This window comes from Cryptosporangium minutisporangium (assembly GCF_039536245.1).
GTDB classification, from domain to species: Bacteria; Actinomycetota; Actinomycetes; order Mycobacteriales; family Cryptosporangiaceae; genus Cryptosporangium; species Cryptosporangium minutisporangium.
Genome location: NZ_BAAAYN010000017.1, coordinates 409,717 through 421,714, shown reverse-complemented (window position 1 = coordinate 421,714; position 11,998 = coordinate 409,717). Strand labels below are relative to the sequence as shown.

Here is an 11,998-nt window from a genome sequence, read left to right as displayed (position 1 = left end):
CCGGCCCGCCCCCCCGTGCCCGGCGGCGGCCCGATCGGCGGCGGTGCGATCGACGGCGGCGTCGCTGGTGGCGGGGGCGCCGACGGATCGGCGGCGCGGCCGTACGTGGCCGGCGGACGAGCGTCGGTAGGTGTGGCCGGCTCGACGGCATGGTGCCGACCGGACCGCGCGGGTGTCCTTTCCGGATCGACGGACATGGTTCCCCCTCACCTACGCCGGACTGTCAGGACGACCCCGCCCACGACTGCACCGAGGATCAGAACGGCCACCCACGCCACCCCACCGGCCACGACGGCGGTGGGCACCTTCGACGTGTCCCGCGCGACCGGGCTCGGAGCCGGCTCGTCCGCCGCGGTCTCGGCCGGTGCCGGCGGTAGCTTCTCGGTGAGCGCCGCGACCGGATCCACCACGCCGCATCCGTACCGCGTGTCGTCGCCGGGGTCTCCGCGATCCTGCGCGGTCAGCCGGATCCGGCGGTAGTGCTCCACGATGCCGTCGTTCGGATACCGGGCCTTGATCAGCGCCATCACCCCGGCGGCGATCGCCGTCGAGTTGCTGGTGCCGGTGTTGGTCCAGTACCCACCCTCCCGGGCGGTCGGGATGTCGCCACCGGGTGCCGCCACCCCGACCGGGCGCCACATGATCCGCAGGCTCTCGACGAACGCGCCGCTCGGGCCGATCGCGGTCACCGGGATCACGCCCTCCACGAACGCCGTCCCGCTGAAGCCGTCGTTGCCGCTCGCGGCCAGCACCGGAACGCCCTGGTTCCAGGCCTTGGTCACCGCCCGCTCGATCAGCCGCTCGCTGGGCGTCTGCAGCGAGATCGAGATGACGTCCGCATCGAGGCTGAGCGCCCACTCGATGCCCCGCGCGACTTCGCGGCCGCTGATGAGCCCGTCCGACCGGGTGATCTTGACCGGCAGGATCTTCGCCTCCGGAGCGATGCCGAGGACACCGCTCCGCCGACCGGGGCCGTGGCCGTGCCCGGCGATCAGACCGGCCATCGCCGTGCCGTGGTAGGCCGTGTACCCGTCGCGTCCCCTGGCCGGTGGCTCGCCGGTGTAGATGTCGACGCCCGGCAGGACGTTCCCGACGATGTCGGGGTGCGTCGGGTCGACACCCGAGTCGACGACGGCCACCACGACGCCGTCGCCCTTCGTGAGGCGGTGTGCCTCGGCGATCCGTAGCGCGGTGAGGTGCCACGAGTCGTCGCGGACGTCGTCGGCACGGGCCGCAGGCGCGGTCCCGACCGCGGCGAGCGTGCTCACCGCGAGCACGAACACCGCGGTCAGGAGCCGTCCGGAGCGGGTCACGTCCATGCCGACCCCGCTGCCTTCGGGCGCGGTTCGACCGCTGCCCGGCCCAGTGCCGGCCCGGGCTGAGCCGCGACCGGCACGTCCGGCCGTTCGATCACGGCCGGAGCCGACGCGGCGGGCGCGAACGCCTCGTCCGGTGGCGCTTCGGCGCTTCGCCGCGCGAGGGCGGCGGGCCGGGTGTCGGGCTCGGGGATGCCGTGCTGCCCGGCGCGTCCGGTGAGCTCCGGGCGCGTTCCACGACTGCTCTGCGACGGACTGGCTCCGACCGGGCGCTCGGGCCCACGGCGGCCACCGAGGGACGGTTTGGCCGGCGGTTCGACGTCGCCGGGGGGCGCGGCTGGCGGAGTGCGGCGGAACTCCGGCGGTTCGGTGGTCACCGGCATCCGGCGGGCCGGGGGAGGGCCGGTCCGTCCGGCGAGTTGTGTCGGGGTGCCGGGACGTTCGGTTCGGGCCGAAGCCGGCGACGGACGACCGGTGCGGCCGGTGCGGCCGGTTCGACCGTCCAGGCCGGACCGCACGCCCTGCGCGGGCAGCGGCGTCTGCGGAGAGGGGACCTTTCGCCTCGTGTTCGGTGCGCCGGTCCGGCCGGGCAGCGCCGGTACACCTGGCACGGTGCCCCGGCGTCCGGGGCCGGGCTGCCGCCTACCCGGTCCCCCCGGGACACCCGGTGCGCCGCCCCGACGTCCGCCGAGCGTCGGCAGGGCGGGCGTCGTCGGCACCGCAGGTGAGGGCAGCAGCGGCCGGGATACCGACGCGGGTCGCGTCCGCGGACCCGGGATCGCGGGCGCGGCAGGCGGCCGGACACCAGGTGCTCCCGGCGGCACACCCGGAACAACCGGCGCCGGAGGCGCCGGGGCGGCGGCGACCGGCGGCGTCGGCACCGCGGGCGGTCGGACGCCCGGCGACGTCGGGGGAACGGCGCCGGGGATCGCCGGTGCCGTCGGCCGAGCCGGCGGCGAGCCGGGCGGTGCGCCACCGAACGCCGGTTGGACGAGCTTGACGGTGGTCGGCCCCTTGAACCTGCCGGGCAGGTCCAGGCCGGTCGCCGCCGCGCTGGCGAAGTGATCGGCGAGGTTCTTCACGAGCGGTAACGCCAGCGCGGTGTACTTCTGGTCGATCTCGTCCTGCGGCACCGACTCGCGGGCCCATCGGTACAGGGCTCCGCCGTCGCGGACGATGTCGTACTTGCTCAGGAAGCCGAAGAAGTCGTTGCCGTCCTGAGTGAGCGTGATGGCCTTGGCGTCCGCGTCGCGCTTGGTTTTCTCGGTCGCCGACTCGGCCAGCCAGTCGTTGTAGATCCGCTGCACCTTCGGCTGCGTAGCCCGCACGTCGTCGGCCAGCCGATCGATCGTCGCGGCGTTCGTGGCCGCGGCCTCGATCCACTGGTCGAGCGAGTAGAGGGCCGCGCCGACCCGCTCCAGGAATGCCCGGGACGCTTCGCCGGTCCACTGCGGTTGGAGGCGGGTGCCGTTCCGCCCCAGGTTGTTGCGAGCGGTCGTGAGCTGGGTCGACAGCTTCCGCCAGTGCTGGGCCAGGTTGCCGATCCGGACCGGATCGAGGCCTTGGATCATCGGCCAGAGCACCCGGATGTGCGCGACCTTCTCGGCGTCGTTGAAGTCGGTCGTCCGGAGCAGATGCGTCCGGCCCTCCGGCACGTACGTGTCGTGCTCCGCGACCCGGACGCTCGTCGGATCCCAGGCGTAGCCGTAGTACGTGTCCCCCATGGTCGGAACCTTCCGTGCGGCTCGGTCAGAGTTGGAAGGGCCGCGTTCTGTAGTCGTCGGACTCGGCGTCCGGGACGGCCGGGCCACCGCCCGGTCGGGTGGGTCGCTCGTCGCTCTCCGGTGAAGCGGGATGGTGACCACCCGGGGCGCCGGCGGGCGTGTTCTCACGCGTCTCGGCGGGCTGGGTCGTCTCCTGGGTCTGGGTCGTGTTGTCTGCGGGGAGCGGGATGAACGCGTCGACGACGTTGTCGATCGTCGTGCTGCTCAGCGCGTCACCGTTGCCGTACTGCGTTGCGATGCCCTCGGCGGCGAATCCGAGGGAACTCAGCCCCAGAACGACGTCGCCCGCGAGCTGACCGGCTGCCTGCGAGTAGTCGGCCATCAGGTTGCCGAAGTAGACGGCTTCGCCCAGGGGTGCCACCGGGTGCGTTCCCCGGCCGGTACCGGTGCCGGTGAAGCCCAGCACCGCCTGCGACATCTGGTTTCCTACCGTGTTTCCGAAGCCGTTGAGCAGCTCGTCGTGTCCGGCGTCCTTCACCCGTGCGCCGAACTCGCGAAGCGCTTGCAAGCTGGCTCGGATGTCGTCGTCGCGGTCAGCCATCGCGTTCCCCGTTCGTGCGGTTGCTGAGCGTGCGGATTAACCACGGACGCCCGTCATCAGAAGTTCACGGGGTCGAGCCAGGCGAGCTGCACCAGGCGGGCACCGTCCTTCCGGGTCACGTACCAACCCCGACCGGGCGGCAACGCCTGCGGGCGCACGTTGCCGAGCAACACGCCCTCGTCCCGGTCACCGGACATCACCAGGCCGGGGGAGCCGAGCTCGCGCAGCCGCATGACGAACGACTCGTAGAGCGCTCGGCTCGCTCCGCCGCTGCGCCGTGCGACGACCAGGTGCAGCCCGATGTCGCGGGCCTGTGCCAGCACGTCGAGCAGCGGGGCGAGGGGGTTGCTCGAGCCGGACGAGATCAAGTCGTAGTCGTCGACCAGCACGAACAGGTCGGGCCCGCGCCACCAGCTGCGGTCGCGGAGTTGCTCGGGCGTCACGTCCGGGCCCGGCAGCCGGTTCTGCATCACGGCCGCGACCTCGGCGATGATCTCCTCGGTGACCGGCGCTGACGTGCCGTACCCGATCAGGTGGTCGGCGGAGACCGCACCGAGCAGGGAACGCCGGTAGTCGACCACGACGAGCCTGGCCCGGTCCGGCGCGTGGGTGTCGGTGATCCGCCGGGCGAGCTGCCGGAGGAAGCCGGTCTTGCCCGACTCGGAGTCGCCGAAGAGCAGGAAGTGCGGATCGGTGGCGAAGTCGAGGTGCACCGGCCCGAGATCGGTCTCCGCGAGCCCGATCGGCACGGGCGCTCCGGGTGCGGCGTCCGCGGTGGTGAGGCTCTCGTACGGCACCACCGACGGCAGCAGGCGCACCGGCGGCGCGGCCGGTCCGGCCCAGGCGTTGGTCACGTCCTGCACCAGCTTGGCGACGCCGTCGGCGAGATCGGCCGTCTCCGGTCGGCTGTCCGCGCGGGGTAGGGCGGCCAGGAAGTGGAACTTGTCCGCGGTGATGCCCCGGCCGGGCGTGCTCTCCGGGACGTTCAACGCGGTTCGTCGATCCAAGTAGGAGTCCGACGGCTCTCCGAGTCGCAGCTCCAGACGTGTACCGAGCACGTCCCGCAGTGCCGGCCGCAGGTCGAGCCACCGAGTGGCCGACACCAGCACGTGAATGCCGTAGGAGAGCCCACGGTTGGCCAGGTCGGTGACCGACGCCTCCAGCTCCTCGAACTCGTTACGCAAGGTCAGCCAGTTGTCGACGACGAGGAAGACGTCGCCGAACGGGTCGTCGGCGAAGTCGCCCTTCTGTCGGCGCCGACGGTACGTCGCCATCCCGTCGAGCGCCTCGCGGGCGAACCGGCGTTCGCGGTCGAGCAGCAGGGTCTTGATTTCCGCCACGGTGCGACGCACCTCACCGGCTTCCAAGCGGCTCGCCACCCCGCCCACGTGCGGCAGATCGCGCAGCGAGGCGAGCGAACCACCGCCGAAGTCGAGGCCGTAGAACTGGATCTCGGCCGGCGTGTGGCACAGCACCAGCGCGGTGATCATCGACCGCAGCACCGTGCTCTTGCCGCTCTGCGGGCCGCCGACCACGACCGCGTGGCCGAGCCCGCCGGAGAGGTCCACGGTGAGCAGGTCACGGCGCTGATCGAGCGGCCGGTCGACCAGGCCGACGACGGCCCGGAGCGTCCCCTGCCACGCCGGGTCGGCGACCGTCAGACCTCGCCCCGGCTCCACGGCCAGCGGCGGGAGCAGCTGGTCGAGCGTGGCCGGCTCCTTCAGCGGTGGCAGCCAGACCTGGTGGGCCGGGACGCCGCGGCCCTGCAGCCGCTCCACCAGGATGTCGAGCAGGGTCTCGCCGACGCTCTCGTCCGGGTCCGGCTGCTTCGCCGCGGCGGTCTCGTCCGCGCTCTGGTGCACGGGAGCCTGATAGGTCGACGTGAACGCGCGCACCGGTGCACGCTCGGCGCCCGCGCCTGCGCTGCGACGTCCGCCCTCTCGGTAGCCGCCCGACACGTACGCCGCGCGGAATCGCGTCATCTCCTCGGTGCCGAACTTCAGATATCCGTGGCCGGGCGCGCGCGGCAGCTCGTACGCGTCCGGAACGCCAAGGACCACGCGGCTCTCCATCGACGAGAACGTCCGCAGACCGATCCGGTAGGAGAGGTGACCGTCCAGGCCGCGGAGGCGGCCCTCCTCCAACTTCTGCGACGCGAGCAGCAGGTGGACGCCGAGCGAGCGCCCCACCCGGCCGATCTGCACGAACATGTCGACGAAGTCGGGCTTCGCGGTGAGCAGCTCGCTGAACTCGTCACAGATGATGAGCAGGCTCGGCAGCGGCGCGAGGGGCGCTCCGGCGGCGCGGGCCTTCTCGTAGTCCCGCAGCGACTCGTACTTCCCCGCGCTGCGCAGCAGCTCCTGACGTCGTCGGATCTCGCCCTGGATCGCGTCCGACATCCGGTCGACCAGCGGCAGCTCGTCCTCGAGGTTCGTGATCACCGCGCTGGTGTGCGGCAGCCGGTCGAGCTTGGTGAACGTCGCGCCGCCCTTGAAGTCGACGAGCACGAAGTTCAGTAACTCCGACGAGTGCCGGGTGGCCAGCGCGAGCACCAGCGTCCGGAGCAGCTCGCTCTTGCCGGAGCCGGTGGCGCCAATCAGCAGACCGTGCGGTCCCATGCCGTCCAGCGCCGACTCTTTTAGATCCAGCTCGACCGGAGCGCCGTCCGGGTTGATGCCGATCGGCACCCGCAGACGTTCGCGGTTCGGGCGGGGCCGCCACCCGATCGCCGGGTCGAACAGGCGGGGATCGTCCATTCCGAGCAGCTCGGTCAGTTCGAGCTCGGTGGTGAGCGGACGTTCGCCCCGGACGGCAGGGGAGAGCCGGAGCGGCGCCAGCTGGCGGGCGAGCGCTTCGGCCTGGGCGACGCCGAGCCGGTCGATCGTGCCGATCTCCGCGTCGCCCTCCATCGTCGTGCTGTGTAACCGCCCGGCGCGGTCGACGTCGAGAACGAGCGTCGTCGGATCGAGCAGGCGAGGTGGGGAGCCGGCCAGGTCGATCAGCGTGACGCCCTCGATGCCGTTGTCCGTGACCAGGTGGTCGGAGCCGGCCGGGTCGGCGCCGTCGAGGACGACCACCAGATGCGGCGAGACCTCCCGGCCGGTGCCGGTCGGGTTGAAGCGCGGACGCCCGGCCAGCACGTCGTCGAGCAGCGCCTCGACGCCCAGGACGGTGGGTGCGACCAGCCGGACCGGCCCCAGCGCGTCGGTGCGCGTCGGATGCTGGGCGTGGGGCAGCCACTTCACCCACTCCCACCCCGCCAGGCGTTCCGGTGCGGCGCAGATGACCACGCGGACGTCGTCCGGAGCATGAAAGGTGGTGACCTGAGCCAGCAGCGCACGGGTCACCCCGCGGACGCCGTCGGCGTCGCCGCGCAGGAAAATCCGGGCGAAGCCGTTCAACGCCAGGGCGACCGGCATGTCGGCGACCACGGAGTACGTCGTGACGAACCGCCGGAGCGCCTGGGCGCAGAGCGGCTCCAGGTCGTCCATCGTCTGGATCGGCGGGGTGATCATCGGGGTGGCCAGGTCTTGCGGTCCGAGTCCGATCCTGACCACGGCGAAGTCGTCGTCGGTGGGGCGGCGTTCCCACAGGCGGTAGCTCTGGGCGACGGTCCAGAGCGCGGCCGGCTCCGGGTGCCGGTAGAACATCGCCTCCTGCTGGACCCGGACGGCTTTCCGGGTGCGGCGCCGGAGGTGGGCCAGGTGACGCATGTACTCCCGACGCTGTGCCGCCATCTCCTGCTTGCTCGGCTGCCCGGAGTACGAACCCAGCTGCGTGCTGAGCATCCCGATCGCGGAGAGCCCGAACAGACCACCGGTGACCCACCGCAGCGTGGAGCCGGCTCCGCCGGTGCCCGCGAACATCAGCGCCATCGCGGCCGAACCGGCCAGCATCGGCAGCATCATCATGGCCTGGCCCCAGGCCCGGCCGGTCGGTGCCGGAATGGCGGGAGGCATCTCGAGGACGAGCTCGCCCTCCGGGAAGCCCGGAGCCGGGCGACGCGGTGGTCGTTTCACGATGACCGTGCCCAACGATCCTCCCCGTGTGATTCTCCTGTCACCTATCGTAAGGAAATTGCGGCTACAGCCGTCCCGTTCGTAAACGCGGTTGTGGAAAAAGGAGCGGACCGTGCCGACGACCAGCCCAGACGGGCTCGCCCGAGTCACGCTCGCCGCACCTCGCCGTCGGGTGGACCTCGCCTTACCGGAGGCTCCGGCGTTGGCGGAACTACTTCCAGTGCTGCTGCGCCACGCCGGAGAGGGTCTCGCCGACGACGGGCAGGCCCACGGCGGCTGGTCACTGCGCCGGGCCGACGGCGAGCCGCTCGATCCGGAGAAGCCGCTCGCCGCCCAGAACGTGCGGGACGGTGAGGTGCTGCATCTCGTCCCGCGGCGCACGGAGTGGCCGGAGCCGGACTACGACGATCTCGCCGACGCCGTCGCGGCCGGCGCGCGGCGCCAGGGCCGCGCCTGGACCCCGGCCACCACCCGGGTCGCCGGACTGGTGGCCGCGGCCGGGTTGCTGCTGGCCGGGCTCGCCGCCATGCTCTACTCCGGACTGACGACGGGTGCGGTCGGAGTCGTACTGCTGGCACTGGCGGTGCTGCTCGCCGCGCTCGGTGGAGTGGTGTCCCGGGTGCTGTCGGACTCGGTCGCCGGTGCGGTGGTGGCCGGAGTCGGGCTGCCGTACGCGTTCTTCGGTGGCGGCGACCTCCTTGTGGGTTCGGCGGGGCTGATCCTCGTCGCGGTCGTCGGTTACGTCGCAGTCGGCGACGTCGGCTTCCTGTTCGTCGGCGGCATCGTCGCGGGATTGTTCGGGGTGCTCGGTGGCCTGCTGCCGTACCTCGGCACCGGCGTCGCCGGGGCTGCCGCCGTGGTCGTCGGCCTCGCGCTGCTGATCGTGCCGGTGCTGCCGCTGGTCGCGTTACGGCTCGGACGGGTGCCGTTGCCGACGCTGCCGCGCTCGGCCGACGAGCTGATGGCGGACGCGGCACCGATGCCGGGACGCCGTGCGGTGTATGCGGCAGTCGCCCGCTCGGACGACGTGCTGACGGGTGCGCTGCTGGGTGTCTCGGTGACGATCGGCGTCGGATCGGTCGTGCTGGGTTGGACGCCGGAGAGTCGGCTGGACCCGACGGCGGCGGCGCTCGTTGTCGTGGTGGCGTCGGCGCTGCTGTTGCGGGCCCGGTTGCTGGCGACGATCCGGCAGCGGGTGCCCCTGCTGGTGGCGGGGTTCACCGGGCTGGGTGTGGTGGTGTTCGGGCTCGGCGACGCGGTCGGGCCGCCGGTGTTGCTGCTGGCGGCGGGGGTCGCGCTGGCGGCCGGGCTGGCGTACAGCCGGCGGCCGCCGTCGCCGTATCTGGGGCGGTTGGCCGAACTGCTGGACGTGGGGCTGGTGCTGGCGGTGGTGCCGCTGGTTTGTGGGGTGCTGGGGTTGTTCGGGTACGTGCGCTCGCTAAGCCCCTGACGCTGGCCCCCGAGTACTCCCCGGATCAATCGGGTCTCCCAGATTGCTCCGATACGAGATTTCGCCGTCCTCTTCCACATACGGCAGGTCGCCCAGTTCCCCGCGCACGAGGCGCACGAGCGCCCAGTCAGCGTTCTCGGCCAGCAAGTAGATGCCACTGAAGGCGCCCACGAATACGCGACCGTCCGCGGACATCGAGATCTCGATTCGGTAGTCGCTGCTGATCCAACCGAGCGGAGTAACCGATTGACCGATGCGTTGGTCGAGTGCGATGAACAGGTGGAAGGCTGGATCCTCGTCTTGAGGCTGAAAGTGCCACGCGTCGATCGCATGTTCGCGGCTGGAGAGCCCACCGAACTCCTTGAGGAAGCCGCGTGCTGCATCCACCACGCCCAGGGGTGGCTCCTCGTCCGCGGTCAGGTCGTGAAGGCGCTGGGCGTACCGGTCGAGGTCGGCGTCGGGCACCGCCCGCCCGGGATACCACCCCGCCTTCCGCAACACCGCCTCCACATCCTCCGGAAACCGCCCGGCCGGCGCCGGCCGACTCCGCGCGATGATCTCCTCGACCGGCAGCGGCGGCCACGTCGTGAGATCCCCGCTCGCCCCGTCGACCACCACCCGCGCATCCCCGATGCGATCCGGCAGCACCCCCGCACCGCCGGGTGCGACAGCCCAGGCCACCCATCCGCCGTCGAACTCCCGCAGTTCGACCTCGCCCGCGGGCACCCCGAGCCGACGGGACGCCCGCTCCGCTGCTTCCTCGCGGCTGACTATGGCGCTCTCCCGCCCTCGCTCCGGTCCGGACCGGTCCAGTCTCCCGTGGCCTACTGATGTCGGCAGCCCGATTGCGCCGATGACGCGGCCACGGCTCTCTATCGTGAGATCACCAGGCCGAGCCACGACCGATCAGGACGGAAAAGGCGATGGCTTCCACGAAGGACCAACTGCAGTCGTACCAGTTCCTCGTCCAACGGTTCGTCTCGGCGCTCATCATGCGCGAAACCGACCCGGCGCAGGTCCCTTTCCGACGCCTCGCCGGTGCGGCGTTCGCGAGCGTGATGATCGCGGTGCTCGCCCTCGCTGGCGTCGGCATCTACGGCCTCATCCGCTGAGGTGCCCGCGCTCGGCCGATAGCCGCCACTGCGCCCGAGGCCGGTGAACTAATTTCCACACCACTCCGTGTAGCTGCGGAGGGACGGTGGATAGCCGTTTCCCTCCGGCGGCGGTCACTACCGTCGCTGCGAGACCCGACGGGGGTGAGGCTTCCGATGAGCATGCGCGCGAACACCGCGACGATGATCAAGACCGAAAAGGACGTCGACGGCGTCGCTGACCGGCTCACCGCAACGCTGACCGCGTTGATGAACGAGCTGACGCCGCTGCAGTCGGCCTGGCTGGGGCGGGGCGGAGCCTCGTTCCAGCAGGTTCGCGAGCGGTTCGACCAAGACATGGCCCGGCTCAACCAGTCCCTGCGCTCGCTGGCGGAGGCGGTCGGCACGTCCGGCCGCACGTACGACGTCAGCGACGAGGAGATGAAGACGGAAATGCAGGCGGCCGGCGCGACGGCCGGATCGATCACCGCTGCGCTGCAGCTCTGAGCCGAGGAGAGACACATGCCGTACGGATCCGACGAGATCGCGGTCAACTTCGCCTCGCTCACCAAGGCTGCGGAAGACATCCAGAGCGCGATCGGCAAGATGGCCTCCGAACTGGACGGCCTCGAGCGGGGAGTGCAGCCGTTGATCGCGACCTGGGACGGCGAGGCGAAGGCCGCTTACGTGGTGCGCAAGCGGGAGTGGGACAGCGCGTCCGCCGACCTCACTCAGTTGCTCACCGGCATCAAGTCCGCAGTGCTGAAGTCCGCGGAGATCATGGCGGCTCGCGAGAAGCAGAACGCCTCCATGTTCAATCCCGGCTGACACAGACACTCATCGACGCGCCGGGGCGCGAGCGCGCCCCGGCGTCGGCATCTACGGGCTCCTCACGGAGCGGATCGCACCTGTTGCGTGGAGTGAACGAGTACGAACAAAACGGCCCCGAGATGACCATTCGGCTGCTTTCCTGGTAGCAGCGGGGCGCGGAGAGAAGGGCACACGTCGTGGACCCACGAGGCTTACAAGCGCGCGCCGATGAGCTGTTGGAAGAGTTCCATCGACTCCGCGACGGTGTCGGAGAACTGCAGGAGCAACTGCGGACGATCGAAGTCGTCGTCCACTCCGACGACCGTCTGGTGACCGCCACCGTCGGACCGCGCGGCCAACTCGTCCGACTGGATCTCGACCCCCGCGTCTACCGGGAGCAGAACTCCCGGGAGCTCGCGTCGAAGATCACCGAGACCATCCAGAAGGGCGCGCGAGAGGCCGCGGACCGCGCCCTGGAATTCTGCCGCCCGTTCCTTCCTGAGGACGACGTCCGAGCGCAGCTCGGCGGTGACCTCAACACGTTCTTCACTCGCCTGGACAACGACGTCCTCGGCGGGGACGCGTTCCGATGACCGACGGCAACACCTTCCTCCGCCCGAAGGCGGCGGCCCAGGCCGCTACGCGACTCACCACTATCGCGGAGGACTTGGAGCGGAAGCTCGGCGCGTCCGTGGCCCGGATCAAGGCCATCCATGCCAAGGGCACGCAAATCTGGGGTGACGACGCCCCGGGTGACGCGTTCCTGAAGAACTACGACAAGGGTCGCCACGGAGCAGCCACCGAAACGCTGGACGCCGCGACGCGCTACACGGACGTACTGACCGACGTCGGGCCGGCGGTCACCAAAGCGGTGGAGGGCACGGTCGACGTCGACCAAGCCCTGGGCGAGGCGATCACCAAGCTGACGGGGGAGCCGGTAGGGCCACCGCCCGCGATCTGACGAGACCGGGCGCAACGGGGGCGCGT

At 71.3% G+C, this 11,998-nt stretch carries 10 protein-coding genes and 2 pseudogenes; 6 read left to right on the top strand and 6 right to left on the bottom strand.

The features are described from left to right. The 5 genes and pseudogenes from ABEB28_RS13680 to eccCa form a co-directional block, all read right to left on the bottom strand. Window positions 1–197: pseudogene (locus ABEB28_RS13680) on the bottom strand (SPFH domain-containing protein); the annotation flags it as partial. A 9-nt stretch (window positions 198–206) separates the two neighbouring features. Further along, entirely contained in the window at window positions 207–1,319 is a 1,113-nt protein-coding gene (locus ABEB28_RS13675; RefSeq protein ID WP_345728428.1) for a S8 family serine peptidase, read from the bottom strand. Further along, window positions 1,310–3,040, bottom strand: a complete 1,731-nt coding sequence (locus ABEB28_RS13670) for a WXG100 family type VII secretion target (protein ID WP_345728427.1) — start codon at window positions 3,038–3,040, stop codon at window positions 1,310–1,312. The genes ABEB28_RS13675 and ABEB28_RS13670 overlap by 10 nt, the downstream gene beginning before the upstream one ends. A gap of 25 nt (window positions 3,041–3,065) precedes the next feature. After that, complete coding sequence (locus ABEB28_RS13665; RefSeq protein ID WP_345728426.1) at window positions 3,066–3,641, bottom strand: hypothetical protein; 576 nt, start codon at window positions 3,639–3,641, stop codon at window positions 3,066–3,068. A gap of 56 nt (window positions 3,642–3,697) precedes the next feature. Further along, window positions 3,698–7,675, bottom strand: a complete 3,978-nt coding sequence (eccCa, locus tag ABEB28_RS13660; RefSeq protein WP_345728425.1) for a type VII secretion protein EccCa — start codon at window positions 7,673–7,675, stop codon at window positions 3,698–3,700. 97 nt (window positions 7,676–7,772) lie between these two features. Between eccCa and eccD the strand changes: the two genes are divergently transcribed. After that, window positions 7,773–9,110, top strand: a complete 1,338-nt coding sequence (gene eccD / locus ABEB28_RS13655) for a type VII secretion integral membrane protein EccD (RefSeq protein WP_345728424.1) — start codon at window positions 7,773–7,775, stop codon at window positions 9,108–9,110. On the opposite strand, the gene ABEB28_RS13650 is transcribed toward eccD, so the two are convergent. Further along, the gene (locus ABEB28_RS13650; protein WP_345728423.1) at window positions 9,099–9,836 is read right to left on the bottom strand and encodes an SUKH-3 domain-containing protein; all 738 of its coding nucleotides are present in this window, start codon (window positions 9,834–9,836) and stop codon (window positions 9,099–9,101) included. The genes eccD and ABEB28_RS13650 overlap by 12 nt on opposite strands. A gap of 197 nt (window positions 9,837–10,033) precedes the next feature. On the opposite strand from ABEB28_RS13650, the pseudogene ABEB28_RS13645 reads away from it, so the two are divergent. From ABEB28_RS13645 to ABEB28_RS13625, 5 genes and pseudogenes are all read left to right on the top strand, one after another. Further along, window positions 10,034–10,219, top strand: a pseudogene (locus tag ABEB28_RS13645) (type VII secretion protein EccB); the annotation flags it as partial. Between the two features lie 159 nt (window positions 10,220–10,378). Beyond that, a complete protein-coding gene (locus ABEB28_RS13640; protein ID WP_345728422.1) occupies window positions 10,379–10,708 on the top strand; it encodes a WXG100 family type VII secretion target in 330 nt (109 codons plus the stop codon). Window positions 10,709–10,723: 15 nt separating this feature from the next. After that, the gene (locus ABEB28_RS13635) at window positions 10,724–11,029 is read left to right on the top strand and encodes a WXG100 family type VII secretion target (RefSeq protein ID WP_345728421.1); all 306 of its coding nucleotides are present in this window, start codon (window positions 10,724–10,726) and stop codon (window positions 11,027–11,029) included. 218 nt (window positions 11,030–11,247) lie between these two features. After that, window positions 11,248–11,604, top strand: coding sequence for a YbaB/EbfC family nucleoid-associated protein (locus ABEB28_RS13630; RefSeq protein ID WP_345728420.1), 357 nt, complete (start codon window positions 11,248–11,250; stop codon window positions 11,602–11,604). Next, the gene (locus tag ABEB28_RS13625) at window positions 11,601–11,972 is read left to right on the top strand and encodes a hypothetical protein (protein ID WP_345728419.1); all 372 of its coding nucleotides are present in this window, start codon (window positions 11,601–11,603) and stop codon (window positions 11,970–11,972) included. The genes ABEB28_RS13630 and ABEB28_RS13625 overlap by 4 nt, the downstream gene beginning before the upstream one ends. The last annotated feature ends 26 nt before the right edge of the window (window positions 11,973–11,998 follow it).

Excerpts from the sequence above, each read along its gene's own strand:
- ABEB28_RS13665 (WP_345728426.1), bottom strand. The coding sequence starts at position 3,641 with ATGGCTGACCGCGACGACGACATCCGAGCCAGCTTGCAAGCGCTTCGC.
- ABEB28_RS13635 (WP_345728421.1), top strand. The coding sequence starts at position 10,724 with ATGCCGTACGGATCCGACGAGATCGCGGTCAACTTCGCCTCGCTCACC.
- ABEB28_RS13670 (WP_345728427.1), bottom strand. The coding sequence starts at position 3,040 with ATGGGGGACACGTACTACGGCTACGCCTGGGATCCGACGAGCGTCCGG.
- ABEB28_RS13625 (WP_345728419.1), top strand. The coding sequence starts at position 11,601 with ATGACCGACGGCAACACCTTCCTCCGCCCGAAGGCGGCGGCCCAGGCC.
- ABEB28_RS13675 (WP_345728428.1), bottom strand. The coding sequence starts at position 1,319 with ATGGACGTGACCCGCTCCGGACGGCTCCTGACCGCGGTGTTCGTGCTC.
- ABEB28_RS13640 (WP_345728422.1), top strand. The coding sequence starts at position 10,379 with ATGAGCATGCGCGCGAACACCGCGACGATGATCAAGACCGAAAAGGAC.